Raw genomic sequence first — 21,587 nt, forward strand, 5'->3', positions numbered from 1 at the left:
ACCAGTACAATTATAGCTCATATAAATTGTTACAGTGCCTTCACATGGGACTGTCGCAAAGCACATCTCAAATAGTAAATACAGCAGTCAAGATTTAAACTTTAATTCTTGACTGCTTCTTTTTCATGTAAAAGGGTTAAGATCTTATTTTCAATCTCTTTGCTTTCCCAAACAGCCTCTATGTTTTCCGTTTTTAAAACTTCTTCCATAATTGCATTTTGATCATCTCCTATCGCCAAAGCTTCAGTATAAGGACGATCACTAAATGTAACCCTACTATAAAGTGGAATCCACTTATCAGGGTGTTTATCTGAAAACCATTTTTCAATCTTCTTCTGCAGTAGGAATTTATCATCCGCTGTTTTAGAACTCATTTCCATAAAATTACGGTACGAAAGTTCTGCAATAGCATCAGCGTTGGGCTTACGTGATTTCTCGTATTCTGAAAAAATCATTTCCCAATCATCCCCGTATTCCTCCATCATTTCACTTAGAATCGAAATGTCTTCAAATCCGGCGTTCATACCTTGTCCATAAAAAGGCACAATAGCATGACAAGCATCCCCTATCAAGGCAATTTTATCTTTATAAGTCCAAGGGTAACATTTCATAGTTACTAATGTACTTGTTGGATTTTTGAAAAAATCTTCGGCTAATTTTGGAATTACATCAATCGAATCAGGAAAGTTTTTTTCAAAAAACAACTCTACATCTTTTCTGTTTTCGAGCAATGCAAAAGAATTCTCTCCCTCAAAAGGCATAAACAAAGTACAGGTAAAACTACCGTCCAAATTGGATAGTGCAATCAACATATATTCCCCTCGCGGCCATATGTGAAATGAATTTTTATCCAACTTATGAGAACCATCAGGATTTGCAGGAATATTTAATTCTTTGTATCCAATATTTAAAAACTCCTGCGAATAGTTAAACATACTCTGGCGTTGCATACGGTGTCGAATTCTCGAAAAAGCACCATCTGCACCAAAAACAATATCGTATTTCTTTTCTTCCCAAGCTCCTCTTTCCGTTTCTCCAATGTGTAGAGTAGCTTCAGATAAGGTAACGTCCCAAATTTTCTGTTCGAAGAAAAATTCCGCACCAGCTTGTTCTGCCAAATCAATCATTCTTCTGTTCAAATCTCCTCTGGAAATGGAGTAAATACTCTCTCCTTCTTGACCGTAATTTTGAAAATTAAGTTTGTCAACCAAGTGAATGGCGCGTTTGTCCATGGGTATTGCGATTTCACGAACCGAATCCCCTACTCCAACGCCATCTAGTGCTTTCCAGCCCCTAGTTGACATTGCTAAATTAATAGAACGTCCTGAGAACTGAATTTGTCTAATGTCAGGACTTCTATCGTATATATGAACGGTATGTCCTGCTCTGCGTAAGTAAATAGCTAATAAAGATCCGACTAAACCGGAACCTACGACTGCTATCTTTTTTGGAGTTTGCATTATTTTCTATAAAAGTTAAGCAAAATTACTGATTTATTATTTTAAGGGCTTTAAAAACCTTTAGTTTTTACCAGGGATAAAAACCAATTTTGTTGAAGTTTTAACAATCTCTTCCTTATTGAGCATCATTTTTCTAAAATTACCTGCGTTGTATATTTCTGCCTGATCATTATAATGCGGACTTAACGGATTTCCAGATTGTCCAGTAGGCAGTACATTCCAACTATTTTCAATATCAGAAAAATCAATCACTCTTCGCGAAGACGGGCCTCCCTTTACAACGTATTCCGATTCATTTGTATAATCAAACATTTGGTTGTTGATTACTTCATTAGACCCCGATACCTCAAATGGCCCAACATTAAATATTTTTCTTAGCATAGCAATTTTCCCTAACGGATGCTGATATTCTACAACATGTACTTTATCCCAAGTCCAGGCAGGAACCGATTTTCCTAATTGTATTTCTAATGCAGTAATTGCTTCTTTAAAAGATTTCGAAAGAATCTCACTTCTGGATTCTTTTCTGTTTTTAGTTTCTACATTGTCCCACCACAGCGATTTTTCATTTGTGATTTGTTTGGCAATTAGCTGCTTCATTATATGCGTAGCTAAAAACTGCTTGAATCCGTCCTCTCCTAACTCGTCTTTAAAAGTATTTTTTAGATACATATAAATCAACTTATTGTAAATTGTAGGCGCCACATCCTCTGTATTATTTGTTCCTTTCCAAGATTTTAAAATAGCAACTGCTTCTTTTTCATTCTTCGAAAGTGAATTCACATCTAAATTGGAAATTAAATTCTTAACCACATCAGGAGCTACTGACGAAGTATTATCCGTAATCATCTTACCTACAGATTTTTTATCCCAGTTTGACTTTGGCTCTAATAACTGGGTAATTCTTTTCGCTCTGTCTTCTGGGAGATAATAACCAGGATATACAAAACCATCAATTGCTTCAGGCTGATTGTTTGCTGAATACACATAGTTCCATTCTGGATTTACTGCCGAAGGATTCTTGGAGAAATCCAAATATTCCGTAATATCATCTTTTCCAGAGGGACCATCCAAGATAAAATTCGTGTCTACTCCTTCATTGTGTTTGTATAATTTACCTGTTGCCCACCAGGCTACATTTCCTTTAGCATCTCCATACATCACATTTAACCCTGGAGCCGAAATAAGAGCTACCCCTCTTTGAAAATCAGCTTTACTTTCAGCATGAGAAAGAGCATAAACCGCATCCAGAATATGAATGGGTTGCTGTGTGTAAATCCAAGACATAGCCACCGGTTTCTTATTATCTAAACCAACAATTAAATTATTCATGATAGGACCGTGTCGACTCACTTTTACGTTGAGCACTACATCAGCACTATCCTTTACTTTTATAACATTCTTTCTAATTATATAATTACTAAAACCTGTTGGCGTTTTATATTTATTGGCATTACCAGGACTATTCTCTTCTTGGTATAAATCAATATCATCATTTTCAAACATAGTCAAACCATAAGCGTAATCCCTATTGTGTCCTAACAAGGGAAAAGGCGTTCCTGCCAGATAACAACCATACAATTCGAATTCAGGAGTTACGATATGGGCTTCGTACCATGTTCCCGGTTGTGAAAATCCAATATGCGGGTCATTTGCAAAAATTACTTTTCCATTTTTAGTTTTCTTTGGTGCAATAACCCAACTGTTACTTCCCACAAAAGGAGGAATAGGTGAATTATCCAATAATGCCGCTACTGATTTTGAAATGGCTAAAAACTCTTGCGGCTTTTCTTTTGCGTTTTTAATTATAGTAGTATTAAATTCGCCGTCAAGACCAAAATCCTTTAGGTAATCCATTCCGTATTTATTACGAATATCAGTCAACAACGGATCTGTTTTTTGTGCCATGGCAAAGCTAAAGGACATATAACCAAAAATATTATACACATCTTTTATAGTGAATTTATCTTTCTTTACGCCAACCAACTGAAACTCGATTGGGGTCACCCCTTCATCCATATATTGATTGATTCCATCCAGATAAGCTTCTGTCAATTTATAACTTTCACTATTTATATCTAAACCTGCAATCGCCTTTTCTGAGGCTTCTTCGATACCAAGACCAGCAAAAAACATATCATTCTTTAAAGCCACCCTTCCGAAGATTTCAGACAATCGTCCCGGTGCAATACGTCGCATTAATTCCATTTGCCACAAACGATCTTGCGCGTGAACATAACCCAAAGCAGTCATTGCATCTATAGCATTATTGGCATAGATATGCGGCACCCCAAAGCCATCAAAATACACTGTTGTTTCGTCGTGAATACTTTTCAGTTCCACTTTGCCTTCATATTTTGGCTTTAGATAAAAACCGTACAACACCAACCCAACAATTAGAATCGCAATTATTGAAACTAAGACTAAGAGGCTTTTTTTGATTATTTTCATTTTTATAATTTGTGATTAACAAATATAAATAATTTCACACGCATTTGAACGAATTGCTTTTCATTCTTCTGCGATAAACCCGAAATCTGAAATTGTTTAAAATCAAAAAGAGTGTTTAAATTCCAAATTGGAATCCAAACACTCTTTCTTCAATCAACTACTTATTTATTATTTTTTGCTTCCGTCAATAATAGCACCAGTTCCTGCTCCAACTCCTGCTCCAGCAACTCCACCTATTATCGCTCCCTGTACTTTTTTCTTACTTATAATCGCACCAGTAGCCGCACCAACTCCTGCACCAATTACAGCTCCTTTTGCTGTACTGCTCCAACCTTTCTTTTCTGTAGTGGTTGTCGTAGTAGTCGTTGTGTTATTTCCTGGTTGATTAACTATAATAGTTTCTTTTTGCATTTCAACTTTTGTCATTTCCACCTGCATAGAGTCAATCACTCTTTGTTTTTCAATTGCAACTTCCATAGAGTCAACAGTTGCTTCCTTGGCAGCCTCTAAATCCATTTTTCCTTGATTTTTACAAGAAACAATTAACAGAGACAGTGCTATAAAATATAATGCTTTCATAATTTTATGATTTCAGAATTAATAATTCACAAAGAAACAACGAAAAGACCTAATCTAACTTATATAATTTCAAGTATTTATTATATAATTTACGTTAAAGACTTGACAATCTATACTACTTAAGGGATTCAAACTTACACCTCAATATTACCCTTACTTATTTAAAAACAACTCTTTTTCGAATCTAGTCACCTTCAAAACAACTGGAGCTAACCAAATCAGATTAAGTTCACACGAACATGAGATTCTAACGCTTTTCATTAATTAGTCAAATAAACTAAACCCTTCGAACTGAAGTAAAACAGATCGTTGCCATCCTATCATAAATCAAATTGTATTCAGGATTATAATGTTGTTTATTAATATTGTATTTTTGTTAAACAAAACATTTAAATAAACCATTATGACTGCAATTTCTCAAGATGATCTTTCTAAACTCGAAAAAGTGGAACGATTAAATTTAATTAATTCTTGCACGGGTTACAAATCAGCAAATTTAATTGCGACAAAATCATTAGTTGGAGAAAGTAACGTTGCTATTTTTAGTAGCATAACCCATTTAGGAAGCAATCCTGCATTGATAGGTTTTATGGTGCGTCCCACAACGGTTCCGCGCGACACCTACAAAAACATAAAAGACACAGGACATTTTACCGTAAATCACGTTACAGAGACTATGATTGTTGATGCACATCATACATCAGCTAATTATGAAAGTGGAGTGTCTGAATTTAACAAAACAAATCTTGAAGAAGAGTGGAAAGAAGGTATTAGTGTTCCTTTTACAAAAGGCAGCCCAGTGCAATTGTATTGTAAATATGTAAATGAATATTACATTAAAGAAAATGACACCATTCATATTATTGCTTCTATCGAACAGCTGTTTTTTGACGAAAACCTAAGACATGAAGATGGTTGGCTACAAATAGAAAAAGGAAACGTAGTCGCTTTAAATGGTCTTGATGGTTATTGCTTACCCAAGTTAATTGACCGTTTTGAATATGCTAGAATAGACACTCCAACAAAATCCATTTTTAAATAAAAACTCATGTTGCTTAGTCCCTTTGAATTTATTATTAGATGTTAGAGAATTAAAGAAGAACAAAACCCATTGACAAATAAAACATTTAACTTGTCAATGGGTTTCTAATTCTATTAGTGTACTTCTTGAATTCCTTTTTTTAATATTTGTCCAAAATCATACATATCTTCAAAAGAACAATACAATGGAACTGGTGCAAACCGAATCACATTAGGTTCACGCCAATCTGTAATCACTCCATTTTTCATTAAATAGTCAAACAAACTGCGTCCTTCTCCGTGAAGTAAAACGGATAATTGACATCCTCTTTCAGCGGGATTCGTTGGCGTAATTATTTCAAAACTACTGTCAACTTCTTTGTCGATCTCCTGAAGAACAAATTCTAAATAGGAAGTTATTTTATCTCTTTTTTCAATTAGGGCGTCCATGCCTATTTCATCAAACATTTCTACGGAAGCCAAATAAGGCGCCAAAGAAAGTACTGGCAAATTACTTATTTGCCAACCATCTGCCCCATGAACGGGATCAAAAGTAGGTTCCATCTTGAAACGGCGTTCCTTGTTATGTCCCCACCAACCAGCAAATCGAGGTAAATCAGGATTATTGTGGTGTTTTTCATGTACAAAACATCCAGAAGCATTTCCTGGTCCAGAATTCATGTATTTATAACTGCACCAAGCCGCAAAATCTATATCCCAATCGTGTAATTCTAATTTTATGTTTCCAGCAGCATGAGCAAGATCCCAACCCACTACTGCGCCCGCTTTATGTCCTGCAGCAGTTATCGTTTTCATGTCAAAAACCTGACCCGTGTAGTAATTCACTCCGCCAATTAAAACTAAAGCCAGTTCATCACCAACTTCTTTAATTTTAGCCAAAACATCTTCTAAACGGATGTTATGCTCTCCATCGCGTCGTTTAATTTCTACAATAGCATCCTCTGTTTTGTATCCGTGGAAATCCACCTGACTTTGAAACATATATTGATCTGAAGGAAATGCTTTTTCCTCACAAATGATTTTATATCTCGTTTTTGTAGGTCGGTAAAAGGACACCATCAATAAATGAAGGTTTACCGTTAAGGTATTCATTACGGTAACTTCTGACGGAAGCGCACCTACAATTATAGCTAATGGCTCAGCAAAACGTTCGTGATAATCCCACCACGGTTTTTCGGCATAAAAATGTCCTTCGACCGCTAGATTTGCCCAATCATCCATTACATCATCAACATAGGCTTTTGTTCTTTTGGGCTGTAAGCCCAATGAATTTCCAGTGAAATAAATTACTTTTTTATCATTCACTTTTGGAAAAATGAATTCGTCTCTGTATTTATTTAATTTGTCTTGTGAATCAAGTTGTTTTGCAAATTCCTTAGTGTTTTCGAAAGTCATGGATATAATTTAGTTTTGTAAAAATAACTAATATTTATTGCTGCGCAAAGTGCCCTTGCTTTATTTAACAAGTTAAATGAAGTTAAATACCAATTGGAAGATTCCGCTAAGGCAAATCACTTAACCGCTGAATTTTAAGTATATTTACTTGTATTTAAACTCTAGTCACATGCTTAAAAATAGCCTTAACGTAATTATTCTTTCTATAGCGGTGGTCATCTCTGCTTTTTTGTTTTCTAACGCTTTCCAGAACAGAAATAAAAGCAGTGACACCATAAGTGTTACCGGATTAGGAAAAACAGATTTTGTATCGGATCTAATTGTTTGGAAAGGATCCTTTTCTAAAAAAAGCAATACCTTAAAAGAGGCCTACGCATCTTTAGACGCTGACCGAGAAAAAATTAAAAATTATCTATTAAGCAAAGGAATCCCTACTGCTGATATTATTTTCTCAGCTATTAGTTTCAACAAAGATTACGAGACCAGTTATAATGCAAACGGAACCGTTAGACAAACTTTATTCACTGGTTTTACCTTAAACCAAAATGTCAGCATTCAGTCTAAGGACGTAAATAAAATTGAAGATATCTCGAGACAATCCAGCGAATTAATTAACACAGGAGTTGAATTTTACTCGAATGCTCCTGAATATTACTACACAAAACTAGCCGAATTAAAAATAAAAATGATTGCCGAAGCCACAAAAGATGCCAGTTCAAGAGCCAAAAGTATTGCTGAGAATGCTGATGCAGCTTTAGGCAATTTAAAGAAATCGGATATGGGGGTTTTCCAAATTATAGCTCAAAACTCCTCTGAAGATTATTCTTATGGCGGTTCATTTAATACCAATTCTAAAAACAAAACAGCCACCATTACAATAAAATTAGTGTATCAGGTAGATTAGATTTTTAAAAAATATTATTTTACACTGAGAGTCGCGTGAGGGATTACTTCGCTAGTTCGCTATCGTTCGTGTGAAGTGGAAATCCTTTTTTATAATGTAGCGCTAGCAGAATTATAAAAACGATTGCAACAAATAGCCAGACCCTTTTGGGGCACGCCCAAAAAAAAAATCTCGCCATTACTGACGAGATTTGTGAATTAACCTTTTATGTTGATTAGATGATTAACATGGCATCACCATAAGAATAGAATTTGTATTCTTCTTTGATTGCTTCTTCATAAGCTCTTTTCATTAAATCATGTCCGCAAAATGCTGAAACCATCATTAATAAAGTAGATTTTGGCGTATGAAAGTTGGTAATCATACAAGTAGGAATTGTAAATTCATGAGGAGGGAAAACAAATTTGTTTGTCCAACCATCAAAAGGATTTAATGTTCCATGTGAAGAAACCGAACTTTCTACAGCACGCATAGAAGTAGTACCTACAGTACAAATACGTTTTTTATGCACTTTAGCGTCATTTACAATATCACAGGCTGCTTGAGTAATTTTTAATTCCTCAGAGTCCATTTTATGTTTTGACAAATCTTCAACCTCAACAGGATTGAATGTTCCCAAACCAACGTGTAGTGTAACTTCGGCAAATTTGATTCCTTTGATTTCTAGTTTTTTCAATAAATGTTTAGAGAAGTGCAATCCTGCAGTAGGTGCTGCTACAGCTCCTTCTTCTTTAGCATAAATCGTTTGGTAACGCTCCGCATCTTCTGGAGTAACATCTCTGCTTATGTATTTTGGGATTGGAGTTTCTCCAAGTTCTGTCAATTTTTTTCTGAATTCTTCATACGAACCATCGTAAAGGAAACGCAATGTTCTTCCACGAGAAGTTGTATTATCGATAACCTCAGCTACTAATGAATCATCGTCACCGAAATACAATTTATTTCCGATTCTGATTTTACGTGCTGGATCTACTAAAACATCCCAAAGGCGTTGTTCAGCATTTAGTTCTCTAAGTAAGAAAACTTCGATTCTAGCACCCGTTTTTTCTTTGTTTCCGTATAAACGTGCCGGAAAAACTTTAGTATTATTCAAAATTAAAACATCGCCATCATCAAAATAATCGATAACGTCTTTGAACGTTTTATGTTCGATAGTTTGTTTCTTACGATCAATAACCATTAAGCGAGCTTCATCTCTGTGTTCAGACGGAAATTCTGCCAACAATTCCTTAGGTAAATCAAATTGAAAATGTGATAATTTCATCTTTATATTTTTGTTTAAAAGTTTCTAGTATAAGACCTACTTATTTAGCCCTATAGTAAAACTTATTTAAGAATGCAAATATACGACTGTGAGATAGGCGTTGTCAAGTGTTTTGCTATTTAATTTAGATACAAAATTGCAAAGTAACAAAGCGACAAGTGTTTACCCCCGTAAACATTGATAATTACACCGTTAATTCAGTACTATTAAAACCTAAACTTTTCAAATCTTCCCAGAAATCAGGGTATGATTTAGAAACAACTTCAGCATTTTCGATTATTATTGGCACTTTTAGCGCCAAAGGAGCAAATGCCATTGCCATTCTATGGTCGTTATAGGTTGCAATTTTAATATTAGGATTGATTGTATTTGAAGCCACAAGCGTTAAACTATCGTTTGTTACCGAAATATTTGCACCCAATTTTGTAAGCTCAATTCTAAGTGCCTCTAGTCTATCTGTTTCTTTAATTTTTAAAGTATGAAGTCCTGTAAGATGGCAACCAACTCCTAAACCAAGACATGTGACAACAATAGTTTGTGCGATATCTGGAGTGTTGTTTAACTCAAGGTTTAAAGTTTCAGGTTTAAAGTTAATATCCTTTGTAAGTGTTAACGCGTTATTTTCAAATCGAGAATCAACACCCATTTGCTTATAGATTTCCACCAAAGCGGAATCTCCTTGCAAACTTGTTTCTTTATAACTACTTATAGTAACCGAAGCTGTATCGGAAAGGGCTACCAAACTAAAAAAGTAAGAAGCAGAACTCCAATCGGATTCTACTGTCATTTCTTTGGGTTCAACAGTTGCCTTTGGATATACTTTGATCACATTTCCTTCAAAGCTCGTTTTAACATCTAGATCATTGAGCAAAGCCAAAGTCATCTTGATGTAAGGCACAGAAGTAATTTCGCCAACCAAATTTATTTCGATTCCGTTTTCTAATTTTGGTGCTACTAACATTAAAGCCGAAATGTATTGACTGCTTACATTTGCAGGAATATTTACCTTAGAAGCGGTTATCTTTTGTCCTTTGATTCGAATAGGCGGATATCCCACTTCATTTTCATACGTGATTTTCGCACCTAGTTGTTCTAATGCTTCTACTAAAACTTTTATAGGGCGCTCCGTCATACGTTGCGAACCAGTCAAAACCACTTCACGACCTTCGTTTACTGCAAAAAAAGCTGTAAGAAAGCGCATTGCCGTTCCCGCATGATGAATATCTACAATTTCTTCCTTTCCTATCAGTGCTTTTTCCATCACCTCGCTATCGTCAGAGTTAGATGTGTTTGCTAATGTTATAGCAGGAAAAAGTGCTTTTAACAATAAAAGTCTATTGGTTTCACTTTTTGATCCAGTAACTGCAATTTGCGCTTGTAAATTGGAATGGGTAGTTTGTAATAATAAATTCATGTTGTACTTATGAGTGGTGAGTTATGAATAATGATCCGTATAATTCAAGCACGCAATTTACCACTCCACGGTTATAATTCATAATTTATAATCCACAAATTATTTCAGCTTTTCATTGTTTTTGTGACGATCCTTATCTCGTACCGATTTAAAATCCATTTTCTTATCGAAAGCGGCTTGTAAATCGATTCCAGTTTGATTTGCGAGACATAAAACCACAAAAACAACATCGGCTAATTCCTCACCAAGATCTTTGTTCTTATCACTTTCTTTCTCTGATTGTTCACCGTAACGACGGGCAATGATGCGTGCTACTTCACCTACTTCTTCGGTAAGTTGTGCCATATTGGTCAATTCGTTGAAGTACCGAACGCCGTGCTCTTTAATCCAATTGTCTACGTCTAGTTGGGAATCTTTTAAGTTCATGTTGTTATGTTTATTAATCCCGATAGGGCTATTATACTTTTATTAAAACTATTTTTTCATTTTGTTTATCAATCATTTGTTGAAAGAAGTCTTTTAATACCTCATAAAAATCTGAAGAAACAAGTGACGCATTTATTTCTTCTGTAAAAGAAATCTGTATTATCTTTCCCTCTGGAAGAATATTAAAAATAAATAGACCTACATTTTCTCCAGTTGCAATTTTAATCGGTTTAGGAACAGATTCGACCAAATAACCTTCTGGAATATTTATAGTAATCTGATATTTTTTCTGTTTGGGATAACCAAAATAAATAGGCATTTGTCTTTCTTCCTTCACAAAGGGATTTCTACTGTTTGTAAAAAATAATTTGGGATTAATAAACATTTTTCCGCCTATTATCTCACAATGATTTCCTGTTACAAATGTGAAAGATTCAATAATGGGTTTATCTAAATTAGCTACATTTTCGATTTTATAATCACTAATCTGTATTCCGTTTAAACTGTTTTCTAATTTTTCGAGATAACTTTCCTTATTAAATCCCTTGTTATTTTCTCTAAAACTAAATGCGGGATAATCGCTTTTTTGAATGCGACATTTCCCAGCTATTTTCCCATGCTCATCAACCGATACATATAAAACAGTATTTTCATTTAAGGTTGTTTTTGGCATAAGATTGACTTCCTCTGAAGTACCGTCTTTTCTTATTAATCTCCCAAACCTATTTAAAGTATTAAGAGGCATCACATTAGGTGTCGTCTGTTTATTTGTAGCATCCAAAAGTATTTGTTTGCCATCAATTTCCACTCCAGCAATTACATAATTAAAAATTGTTCGATTAGGAAAAACAGGAACCCCATGTTCAATAGTGCTTAACAAAACTGGATTAACACTAATTCCCGCTAATTTAAGCATCCTGATTAAGATAAAATTAATCTCGGCTGTATTTCCTGTTTTTTCAACATATGCTTTTTTAATTCCTTTATCAACGTAATAACCATAGTGATTATTCCAATTCATTTTTTGTTGCACAAATTTAAAAATGACATCCAGTTTCTCTAACTGTGACAAATCCGTTTTATGTTGTGCTTCCAGTATAAATCTCAAATCGGTAACAAGATCTATATCGGCATCTAATGCTTGACCAAAATCTTTATTGTCAAAAATTGTCTTAGCAACTCCTTCCCAGGTGATCGAATAGTCTTTTACTTTTTGATCTGGAAAACGGGTTCTCTCAAGTTCATACTTAATTGAAGAAGTATAATTCCTTACATTGTCAATGTAATTCTCTTCTTTAAGAGCAGGTATGCTTTCAGCAGTATGTATTGAACTTATTTGTTTATATTTTAAGGTACTACTATTGCGATACTGGTTATCATAACCCTGAAAAGCATCCTCATATTTTTGTTCTGTATTCACTTTCACAAATCCAGTAGCTACAGGCTTATAGATATAAAATTCTGGGATTTCAGTTTTATACTCGCAGTAATTAACTGGAATACTATATTGCATATTAAAAGCTGGAAAAGTAACTACGTTCTCTGATTTCAAAATGTATTTGAATTCAATAACGGATCCTACTTTTACATTTGGCATCGTTATCGAAGCCTCATTCCAATACTCATTTACATTTTTTTTAAAGCTGCCTTCGCTATTTAATTTAGTTTTAACAATCTCAGTTCCCTCCAGGTTATAAGTAACTGCGTTTGAAAACTTGACAACATCATCACTCATGCTCTCATAACCTACATAATAAGGCACTTCAAAATTTGCCCAACTCAACCCTTCTTTTTTATATATTTTAATTCTGATTTGACATTCATGAAGTGCATAAAATCCTTTTTCATAGTCATATTTAAAGATTGTTTTTCCTGCTTTATATACTATGGCAGCCGCCGCACTAGAATCAATAGGATGTAATTTTTCCTGAAGTTCTTCTAGCGAAACTTTTCCCAGTTCGAATTTCTGGGCACTTATCTCCGACATAAAAAGTAAAAGAAACAAAACAATTCCTATCCTAACATCTTTCATCTATCTATACTTTTATTAAAATTATTTTTTCATTTTGCTTATCAAGCACCTGCTGAAAGAAGTCTTTTAATACATCATAATAATCAGCTGAAACAATTGCCTTGCTGATCTCCTTTGTTACTGCAATTTGTATTTTATTCCCAACAGACATAATATTAATTGAAAAAGAGGCGATTCCGTCGACAGTAGAAACCTTAACTGATTCCGGTAGCGATTCTACTTTATATCCAGGAGGGATTTCTATATTAATATTATATTTCTCTTGTTTTGGAAAACCAAAATAAATTGGCATTTGTCTTTTATTCTCTACAAAAGGATTTTTTGTGTCATTATAAAATAACAGTGGAGTTATGTAAATTTTGCCTCCTATTACATCACTATGTTTATTAGACACAAAACTAAAACTTTCGATTATAGAAGACGATAAATTAATATCGTCATTTAACTTATAATCATCAATAAGAATTCCTCCTAAACTACTTTCTAATTTCTCAAGATATCTTTCACTTTGCAATGATGATTTTTGCTCTCTAAAATTAAGTGCCTCGTAATCTGTTTTTTGAATCCTGGCATTCCCAACCATTTTTCCCTGACCATTAATCGAAAGTAAAAGATTGATATTTACATTCGAAACCTTATCTGGCACCAAATTAATTTCTTTTGAGCTCCCGTCTTTATTAATTAGACGGCCTGTCCAATTTAAATCGGGCAAAGGCAAAATATTTAACGACGCATATTTATTAGTTGCATCGAGCAAAATTTGTTTTCCATCAATCTCTACGGCAGCAATAACTGAATTAAAAACTGTTCTATTAGGATAAACTGGAACCCCATTTTCTCTTGTACTTATTAAAACTGGATCTGCCTTTATACCTGCCTTATTTAGCATTGCGATAAGGATAAAATTTATTTCTGCTACATTTCCAGTTTCATCCTTGTATGCTTTTTTAACCCCTTTATCTGTTAGAATACCTTTATATTCATTCCAATTCATTTTATTTTTAACAAATTTAAAAATAACATCTAGTCTCTCGAATTCACTGTTGACATTCAATCCTATTCTTTTTAAATCTTCTTCATAATAACCATCTTTATTAAGCTCTCGTCCGAAGCTATTAAAATCAAATATATTCTTGGCTACACCATCCCATGTAATGGAATAATCCTCTACCTTTTCAAATGGGAATCGGGTTCTCTCAAGTTCATGTTGAATAGATGATCTGTAATTTTGTAAATTATCTACATATGCTTCTTCTTTTAAAGCGGGTATGTTTTCTGCTTTGTAATTTGACAGTTGATATTTAAAAGGGAAGTCAGATGTTTGATAAAATTTATAAGAAAACGATTCTTTTTCATCGACTATTTTGCTTCCTGCATTCACTTTTAGATAGCCCGTAAGTATTGGTTTATAAATAAATACTTCTGGGATGTCGGTATCATATTCCGCATAATTTACCGGGATTTCATATTGAAAATCAAAAACTGGAAACTGTACTACATTTTTAGATTTCAACGTATAGTGTATTTCAATTATTGAACCCACTTTTACATTTGGCATTGTAATTAACGCTTCGTTCCAATATTTATTAATATCTGTCTTAAGATTACCTTCCGTTCTAAGTTTGGTTGCCTGTATTGTTTTATTCTCTAGGTTGTATGTCACACAATCAGAAAAACTGACGGCCTCAGGTACTAAATTTTCATCACCTCCACGATAATGCACTTTAAAATCGGCCCATTTCAGGCCCTCTTTTTTATAGATTTTAATTCTCAATTCGTAATCATGGTAAACAAAAAATCCTGTCCCTATTTCATGGATAAAATAAGTTTTTGCTTTTTTATATAAGATAGCAGCTGCGGCAGAGGTATCGACAGGATGTGCTTTTTCTTGAAGTTCCTCTAGGGAAACTTTTCCCAGTTCGAATTTCTGCGCATTTGCATTCAAATAAAATAGCGATACAAATAAAAAAAGGATCAATTGGTTAAATTTCATCGAGGCTAGACTTTAATTAAAATAATTTTTTCGTTTTGTTTCTCTATCATCCCCTGATAATAGTTTTTCAACATCGAATAATATTCTGACGGGATAATTGCTGTATTTATTTGGTTTATAATCGAGATTTGAATCTGATTTCCTAATACATTTGTAATGAAAGTAAAACTACCCAGATCATCCTGCATTGTAATAACCGCGGGAGCCGGAACTTTTTCTATCGCATATCCATCTGGAATTTGAATGTTCATAGTGTTTTTTTCTGTGAAGGGAAATCCATAATCCACGGGATATTCACGTACTTCTTGCTGAAACGGGTTTTTTTCTCCTACTAGAAATAGCATTGGACTTACATACATTTTACCATCTATCACCTCACAAAAACTAGAACCTGTAAAGGAGTATGTTTCCATAACTGGTAATTTGAGCTCCTTTTCATTTTGTCTTGAATAGCCTCTCACTTCTATTTTTCTATTATCATTCTCTAACTTTTCAAGGTAGCTGTCTTCTGTAACATTATCGACTTTTTCCCTAAAAGTCATTGCATTATAATCCGTTTGTTGTTTTCTGAGTTTCCCCGCAATACCACCCTTCTTATCAATCGTGTAATTCATCATAACTGTGGTGCTAGAATTCACTTTAGGCATTAAATCGACCACATCTGATGTACCATTTTTTCTAATCAAGCATCCTACCCAGTTTAAAGTTCTAAAAGGTAAAACGTTTGGAGTTGAAAATTTATCGGATGCATCTAATAACACTCTTCCGCTTGGAGTTTCAACTGCAGCAATCACATAATTATAAGCCATACTATTAGGAAACGCCGCAATTCCATTGGATCGTGTACTCACCAAAACTGGATTTGCCTCTAATCCACCATAACGCAACATCGCCGTTAGCATTAGATTAATTTCTGCTATGTTTCCAGTCTTGTCCTTATAAGCTCTTTTTACTCCATCACCACAAGAATAGCCATAACTATCATTCCATTTTATGTTTGTCTTTACATAATCATAAATTGCATCTATTTTTTCATTTGGGGTATTCAAACCGATAAGTAAACTTTTTATATCACCCTCAAAATATCCAGTCTTATTAAGCTCCTCTTTAAAATCGTCAGATTCATAGATCGTTTTTACTACAGATTCCCAAGTGGGTATATATTGTTTAAAGGAATCACTTGGATAATTAATGACGGATAATTTTTGCTCCAAAACTGACGCGTAATTACTGACGTTATTTGTAAAAGCATCATCTGCGATAGCAGGTACATTTTCCAAAGTATAATTCGTTTTCACTTCAATATAGTCCGTATTCCCATTTGAGTAAGTTTCCCTTTCAACAGTTCTTCCACTATGTGAATTTCGCTGTAAGGTTATTGGCTGGTACGTTTTTCTACCATTGGTTACAGTTACTTTTTCCACCATCCATTTAATTGAATTTGTTTTTTTACTTACTGAAATTTTCGGACTCAAAAATCCCTTTTGACGGGTTTCATATGAGCAAAATTCAGGCAGATGAGTAGTGTATTCTACAAAGTTTACTGGAATATTTTCTTGAAAATGAAAATCTCTCAGCGAACTCAAATCATCTGTTTTTACTAAATATTTAAACTCTATAATCGACCCCTCCTTTACATCGGGCATGTTTATACTTTCAATTTCCAAGTGTTTATTTATGCTTTCTTTATTCTTCCCTTCACTTCTTAATTTTGTTGTTTCTATTTTTCCATCTACAAGGTTGTAAGTAACCGCATCTGAAAAAACCACACTCTCTTCTATAGACATTCCTTTTTTTAAATCAACAGTTTGGATAGCCCACTTGAAGCCCTCTTTTGTATAAATCTTAATTCGCATCTCGACTTCAGTATAAGAAAACCCCTTGTGATTACCAAAATACCCAACGCCTGTAACCCCTTTTTTATATAAAATCGCTGCCACTGCCGCAGGATCTTTAGGATGAGATTTTTCTTGAAGTTCGGCAACAGAAACTTTCCCTAATTTAAAATCTTGCGCATTTGTTTTTGAAAACAAAAAAAGAAGTAAAAAAAGAAGTAGTAATTTTTTAAAAAGCATTATTATTAGACTTTGGTTAAAATAATTTTTTCGTTTTGCTTGTCTAGCATCCCCTGATAATAGTTTTTCAACATCGAATAATATTCTGATGGGATAATTGCTGTATTTATTTGGTTTATTATCGAGATTTGAATCTGGTTTCCTAATACATTTGTAATGAATGTAAAGCTACCCAGATCATCCTGCATTGTAATAACTGCGGGATCCGGAATTTTCTCTATAGTGTACCCATCTGGAATTTGAATGTTCACAGTATTTTTTTCCGTGAAGGGAAATCCATAATCTACCGGATATTCACGTACTTCTTGCTGAAACGGGTTTTTTGTCCCTGCTAAAAACAGCATTGGACTTATATATATTTTGTCTCCAATTATTTCACAAAGATTTGAACCTGTAAAGGAGTAAGTTTCCATAACTGGTAATTTGAGGTCCTTTTCATTTTGCCTTGAATAGCTTGTCACCTCTATTTTTCTATTTTCATTCTCTAACTTTTCAAGGTAGCTGTCTTCTATAATATTATCAACTTTTCTCCTGAAAGTCATTGCATTATAATCTGTTTGCTGTTGCCTAAGTTTTCCTGTAACTGCACCCCTCTCATCAATACTGTAATTCATCATAACTGTACTATTAGAATTCACTTTAGGCATTAAATCAACCACATCTGATGTACCATCCTTTCTAATCAATCTTCCCATCCAGTTTAGAGCTCTAAAAGGCAATACGTTTGGAGTTGAAAATTTATCCGATGCATCTAATAGCATCATTCCTTTTGGAGTTTCAACTGCAGCAATTACATAATTAAAAGCCGTCCTATTAGGAAACAATGCAATTCCATTGGATCGTGTACTCACCAAAACTGGATTTGCAGTCAATCCAGAATAACGTAACATCGCAGTAAGCATAAGGTTAATTTCAGCTATGTTACCAGTCTTGTCCTTATAGGCTTTTTTTACTCCATCATTACAGGAATAGCCGTAATAATCGTTCCATTTAAGATTAGTCTTTACATAATTATAAATCGCATCAATTTTTTCATATGGGGTTTTCAAACCCGTAAGCAATCTATTTATATCATCCTCAAAATAGCCAGTTTTGTTAAGCTCTGCTCCAAAGTCATCATTCTCATAAATTTTTTTTGTAACCGATGGCCAATCTGTGGAATACAACTCAATGGATGATTTAGGAAATCTAGTCATACTCAACTCATGCGAAATACTTGATGTATAATTATCAATATTATTGACATAAGCTTCCTCTTTCATTGCTGGCAAGTTCTCCGCTAAATAAGTTGTCATCGTTTCTTGATAATCAGTCTTATCTTGAGAAAAAGTAGTATTACCAACATAACCACTTGCTCTTTCTTTGCTGTTTCTGACAATAGTTCTCTTATTCTTTTCAGAAGCAACCTTGGGAAAAACATACCCTTTTTGATTCGGGGTATAAACAAAATACTCTGGGATATAAGTTCTGAATTCTGAATAATTTACTGGAACGCTACTTTGAAAGCTCCAATCGATTAGTTCGCTAAACCGTGGTGACTTAATGGTATATTCGAACTCTATAACCGAACCTTCTTTTACATTAGGCATTGTTATCTTCTTACGCCCCCAATATTTATTAATTTGCTCATCAAATTCGCCGTCGTTCTTTAACTTGGTTTTTTCTATTTTATCTCCTACTAAATTATAGGTTACCGCATCTTTAAAATAAATTTTTTCTTCGCCATTATTTGCTAAATAATAACGTACCGATTGGTTTGCCCAATCATAACCTTCTTTTTTATAAATTTTGATACGGGTTTGCACTACAGTAATAATTTCAAACCCTTTATCTTCCACATATTCAAATCGAACCTCGCCTTTTTTGAATAATATGGCCGCTACTGCCGCAGGATCTTTTGCATGGGATTTTTCTTGAAGTTCGGCAACAGAAACTTTACCCAGTTTAAAGTCTTGTGCATTTACATTCAGACAAAATGTTGCGACAAATAGAAAAAGGATTAATTGATTTAATTTCATGAGGTTTAGATTTTGGTTAATATGGTTTTAGCATTATCGTTTCTTGAAACTTGTTCTATAAAAACTCGGTACTCGTCATATTCTGTATTTGAATACATTCCTTTATTTATAAACAAGCTGCGTTTGTATAGTATAGAACCATTGTCTTTTTTTATAAACTCAGTTTTATATGCTCCAAACTTACTTTTTAACTCATAATTATTAGGTAGAAATTCGATCGCAAATTCATGAGGCAATACAATCGTAATTTCATCGACATCAGTAAAACCTCTTTGAATTTCAAATGGATTCTTTCGATTTCTAATCCTTTTTACAGTTCCAGTATACTGGTTGTAGGCATTTAAGGCAAACATCATTTTACCTCCTGAAATATTCCCATAATTCACAGCGCTAATTTCAGTTCTTTCAGTTAATCTAACGTTCTCCTTGTCATTAGAGAAGGCTGTTTTATTAATTTTCAAATTACTTATGTTAGACCAATACTTTTTATAATGTGCTTCTTTTTCTGTGGGCTGAAGATTTTCCAGCATTGCTTTTTGATTGTATTGTGATCCTTCGGAGATGATTGTTATTTCCCCCAATAAATCGCCTTCTTTCGACAAAGAATAGGTGCCTGAACTTAATTGAGTATTATCCCTGTCTTCATATAATTTAGTTCGGACGATTTCCCCTCCCTCCGGTTTTATTACCAGAACATTTCTATCATCAGTAAAAGTCCCCTGATAACCAAAAGGATCATCTTGACTTGTACATTCTAACCAGGTGTATTTATTCCCATTAGGAATTGCTAAAATCATATGATTCCCTTGCATGGATACGAATTCCGATTCAATATCTTTCTTATAACTGTCCCCGTATAAAATTGTATTATAGGAAGGAACACCTACTGCCTCCAAAAGTGCTTTTGTATAGTTCGTCAAAGCTTTACAGTCCCCATAGCCCAATCTATCAACATCATTAGCATACATAGGTTTCCATCCGCCTATTCCTACCTGAATACTAACATATCTTGATTTTTGCTGAACATAGTTATAAATTAATTTTGCTTTTATAATAGGGTCCTTTTCCTCCCCAACAAGGGTTCTCATTTTAGCTTTGGTTTCTTCGGATAACACAGTGGTTCCCGATAATATCTCATCAGAGTACCATTGACCAAACTCCTTCCAAGTTTTGGCAGATCCATCGACATCTTCCAAATGAAATAGTTCTAATGCCATCATTACTTTAGGCAACACAAAACTAAATACGGGACTGTAGTCTTCTTGTTTTTGAGCTAATATATTACTTGCAGTATAGGACAATTGCGTTGGCGTATCATTTATTTTCTGGATATTGAAATTTTCAAAATTAAATTCCATTTTTTTAAACCCAAGATTTACAGGACAATCTACATTTAAAACACTTTTTTCTACACTAACAAAAAAGTTAGATACTGGATACCATTGAGGTATAAAAGCAGTGTTAGAAGTTTCAAGTTTACTTTCATAAACTACCGTAAAAGGATATTGTGTAGGCGTATAATCTAAATAAACATACCGACTGTCAGAAAAAAGGGTACTGGAACCCACTGCACTTTGATCCTTAAAATCTTTTCTTTTAATTTTTCTTACTTCGTTTCCAAGGCCATCATAAACATATGCTTCGATGTCTTTGACAGTAGTTTTCTTATTGTAATTCTCTACGGCGTCAATAGCCGAAAGCCCTTTTTCATTTAAGACTGTAATAACCCTTTTGGTACTGATAGTCATATTTCGTTGAGAGGAAATAACGATATCAATTTGGTTCAACCTTACGACGGCGTTGGCATTTACTTTTAAGCTGTCAGAAATGAGCAAAATGGAATATTCATTCTTCTGCGCTTTTAACGAGAAAGTGATACCAACAAAAACAGTTAATAGTAGGATTCTGATTTTCATGGGGATTTTGGGAGTATAAAAAATTACCAAATAGGCGCATTGATAAAGTGAAGTCCGTCAAAGACAGACACTTTATTTTCATTTTTGGATTTTTTTTATTATTCGTGGTTTTCAAAAATAGAGTAAATCTTACAATAAACAAGTGATTACTCTCTGTTTTTGCTATCTATAATTATAGTCACTGGTCCGTCATTTAAAAGACTTACTTTCATATCAGCCCCAAAAACACCCGTTTGTATTTTTTTTCCAAGCTCAATGTCAAGCTTTTTTACAAAATTCTCATAAAGCGGAATTGAAACATCTGGTTTTGCGGCTTTAATGTAGGAAGGACGATTGCCTTTTTTAGTATTGGCATGAAGTGTAAATTGACTCACTACAATTATATCACCGTCGATATCCTGAACAGATAGATTCATCACGTGATTCTCATCATCAAAAACACGAATTTTGGTAATTTTCCCCACTAGCCAGTCAATATCTTCTTGACCGTCCGTATCTTCAATACCAACTAAAATTAGCAGCCCTTTTTGAATATCGGCTACTACTTTATCTTCAATGGTTACAGATGCGGAAGAAACTCTTTGGAGAACAATTTTCATTTTATTATTTTAAACAGACC

Annotated in this window: 15 protein-coding genes; 2 read left to right on the top strand and 13 right to left on the bottom strand. The window is 34.0% G+C overall.

The features are described 5' to 3' along the window. Positions 1-101: 101 nt before the first annotated feature. From BLV35_RS09470 to BLV35_RS09480, 3 genes are all read right to left on the bottom strand, one after another. The gene (locus BLV35_RS09470) at positions 102-1,460 is read right to left on the bottom strand and encodes an FAD-dependent oxidoreductase (protein WP_091088642.1); all 1,359 of its coding nucleotides are present in this window, start codon (positions 1,458-1,460) and stop codon (positions 102-104) included. Positions 1,461-1,520: 60 nt separating this feature from the next. Continuing rightward, entirely contained in the window at positions 1,521-3,911 is a 2,391-nt protein-coding gene (locus tag BLV35_RS09475) for a penicillin acylase family protein (protein ID WP_091088646.1), read from the bottom strand. A gap of 168 nt (positions 3,912-4,079) precedes the next feature. Then, on the bottom strand, positions 4,080-4,490 hold the full coding sequence (locus tag BLV35_RS09480; RefSeq protein WP_091088649.1) for a YMGG-like glycine zipper-containing protein: 411 nt from the start codon (positions 4,488-4,490) through the stop codon (positions 4,080-4,082). 403 nt (positions 4,491-4,893) lie between these two features. On the opposite strand from BLV35_RS09480, the gene BLV35_RS09485 reads away from it, so the two are divergent. After that, on the top strand, positions 4,894-5,532 hold the full coding sequence (locus tag BLV35_RS09485; RefSeq protein ID WP_091088653.1) for a flavin reductase family protein: 639 nt from the start codon (positions 4,894-4,896) through the stop codon (positions 5,530-5,532). A 113-nt stretch (positions 5,533-5,645) separates the two neighbouring features. Here BLV35_RS09485 and kynU read toward each other — a convergent pair whose 3' ends face one another. Next, positions 5,646-6,926: a kynureninase gene (gene kynU / locus BLV35_RS09490; RefSeq protein ID WP_091088656.1), complete on the bottom strand. Its 1,281-nt coding sequence runs from the start codon at positions 6,924-6,926 to the stop codon at positions 5,646-5,648. 169 nt (positions 6,927-7,095) lie between these two features. Here kynU and BLV35_RS09495 point away from each other — a divergent pair, with 169 nt between their 5' ends. After that, complete coding sequence (locus BLV35_RS09495; RefSeq protein WP_091088660.1) at positions 7,096-7,830, top strand: SIMPL domain-containing protein; 735 nt, start codon at positions 7,096-7,098, stop codon at positions 7,828-7,830. A gap of 214 nt (positions 7,831-8,044) precedes the next feature. On the opposite strand, the gene queA is transcribed toward BLV35_RS09495, so the two are convergent. The 9 genes from queA to dtd form a co-directional block, all read right to left on the bottom strand. Next, positions 8,045-9,094: a tRNA preQ1(34) S-adenosylmethionine ribosyltransferase-isomerase QueA gene (gene queA, locus BLV35_RS09500; protein ID WP_074721045.1), complete on the bottom strand. Its 1,050-nt coding sequence runs from the start codon at positions 9,092-9,094 to the stop codon at positions 8,045-8,047. Between the two features lie 184 nt (positions 9,095-9,278). Next, entirely contained in the window at positions 9,279-10,508 is a 1,230-nt protein-coding gene (gene aroA / locus BLV35_RS09505) for a 3-phosphoshikimate 1-carboxyvinyltransferase (protein ID WP_091088665.1), read from the bottom strand. Positions 10,509-10,607: 99 nt separating this feature from the next. Further along, entirely contained in the window at positions 10,608-10,934 is a 327-nt protein-coding gene (locus BLV35_RS09510; protein WP_016988618.1) for a nucleotide pyrophosphohydrolase, read from the bottom strand. A gap of 31 nt (positions 10,935-10,965) precedes the next feature. Next, complete coding sequence (locus tag BLV35_RS09515) at positions 10,966-12,966, bottom strand: DUF3857 domain-containing protein (protein ID WP_091088670.1); 2,001 nt, start codon at positions 12,964-12,966, stop codon at positions 10,966-10,968. Between the two features lie 4 nt (positions 12,967-12,970). Beyond that, a complete protein-coding gene (locus BLV35_RS09520) occupies positions 12,971-14,959 on the bottom strand; it encodes a DUF3858 domain-containing protein (RefSeq protein WP_091088673.1) in 1,989 nt (662 codons plus the stop codon). A gap of 5 nt (positions 14,960-14,964) precedes the next feature. Next, positions 14,965-17,034 (bottom strand): transglutaminase-like domain-containing protein, encoded by a 2,070-nt coding sequence (locus tag BLV35_RS09525; RefSeq protein ID WP_091088677.1) that lies wholly within the window; start codon positions 17,032-17,034, stop codon positions 14,965-14,967. 5 nt (positions 17,035-17,039) lie between these two features. Continuing rightward, complete coding sequence (locus BLV35_RS09530) at positions 17,040-19,052, bottom strand: transglutaminase family protein (RefSeq protein ID WP_091088680.1); 2,013 nt, start codon at positions 19,050-19,052, stop codon at positions 17,040-17,042. Positions 19,053-19,057: 5 nt separating this feature from the next. Beyond that, positions 19,058-20,968, bottom strand: a complete 1,911-nt coding sequence (locus BLV35_RS09535; protein WP_091088683.1) for a DUF3857 domain-containing protein — start codon at positions 20,966-20,968, stop codon at positions 19,058-19,060. Between the two features lie 146 nt (positions 20,969-21,114). Beyond that, the gene (gene dtd / locus BLV35_RS09540; protein ID WP_091088686.1) at positions 21,115-21,567 is read right to left on the bottom strand and encodes a D-aminoacyl-tRNA deacylase; all 453 of its coding nucleotides are present in this window, start codon (positions 21,565-21,567) and stop codon (positions 21,115-21,117) included. Positions 21,568-21,587: the final 20 nt, after the last annotated feature.

It is taken from the genome of Flavobacterium gillisiae (assembly GCF_900107635.1).
In the GTDB taxonomy this organism is placed as follows: Bacteria; Bacteroidota; Bacteroidia; order Flavobacteriales; family Flavobacteriaceae; genus Flavobacterium; species Flavobacterium gillisiae.

What these genes read in the sequence shown, in the direction of transcription:
- BLV35_RS09470 (WP_091088642.1), bottom strand. Translation starts at nt 1,460, where the DNA reads ATGCAAACTCCAAAAAAGATAGCAGTCGTAGGTTCCGGTTTAGTCGGA.
- BLV35_RS09475 (WP_091088646.1), bottom strand. Translation starts at nt 3,911, where the DNA reads ATGAAAATAATCAAAAAAAGCCTCTTAGTCTTAGTTTCAATAATTGCG.
- BLV35_RS09480 (WP_091088649.1), bottom strand. Translation starts at nt 4,490, where the DNA reads ATGAAAGCATTATATTTTATAGCACTGTCTCTGTTAATTGTTTCTTGT.
- BLV35_RS09485 (WP_091088653.1), top strand. Translation starts at nt 4,894, where the DNA reads ATGACTGCAATTTCTCAAGATGATCTTTCTAAACTCGAAAAAGTGGAA.
- kynU (WP_091088656.1), bottom strand. Translation starts at nt 6,926, where the DNA reads ATGACTTTCGAAAACACTAAGGAATTTGCAAAACAACTTGATTCACAA.
- BLV35_RS09495 (WP_091088660.1), top strand. Translation starts at nt 7,096, where the DNA reads ATGCTTAAAAATAGCCTTAACGTAATTATTCTTTCTATAGCGGTGGTC.
- queA (WP_074721045.1), bottom strand. Translation starts at nt 9,094, where the DNA reads ATGAAATTATCACATTTTCAATTTGATTTACCTAAGGAATTGTTGGCA.
- aroA (WP_091088665.1), bottom strand. Translation starts at nt 10,508, where the DNA reads ATGAATTTATTATTACAAACTACCCATTCCAATTTACAAGCGCAAATT.
- BLV35_RS09510 (WP_016988618.1), bottom strand. Translation starts at nt 10,934, where the DNA reads ATGAACTTAAAAGATTCCCAACTAGACGTAGACAATTGGATTAAAGAG.
- BLV35_RS09515 (WP_091088670.1), bottom strand. Translation starts at nt 12,966, where the DNA reads ATGAAAGATGTTAGGATAGGAATTGTTTTGTTTCTTTTACTTTTTATG.
- BLV35_RS09520 (WP_091088673.1), bottom strand. Translation starts at nt 14,959, where the DNA reads ATGAAATTTAACCAATTGATCCTTTTTTTATTTGTATCGCTATTTTAT.
- BLV35_RS09525 (WP_091088677.1), bottom strand. Translation starts at nt 17,034, where the DNA reads ATGCTTTTTAAAAAATTACTACTTCTTTTTTTACTTCTTTTTTTGTTT.
- BLV35_RS09530 (WP_091088680.1), bottom strand. Translation starts at nt 19,052, where the DNA reads ATGAAATTAAATCAATTAATCCTTTTTCTATTTGTCGCAACATTTTGT.
- BLV35_RS09535 (WP_091088683.1), bottom strand. Translation starts at nt 20,968, where the DNA reads ATGAAAATCAGAATCCTACTATTAACTGTTTTTGTTGGTATCACTTTC.
- dtd (WP_091088686.1), bottom strand. Translation starts at nt 21,567, where the DNA reads ATGAAAATTGTTCTCCAAAGAGTTTCTTCCGCATCTGTAACCATTGAA.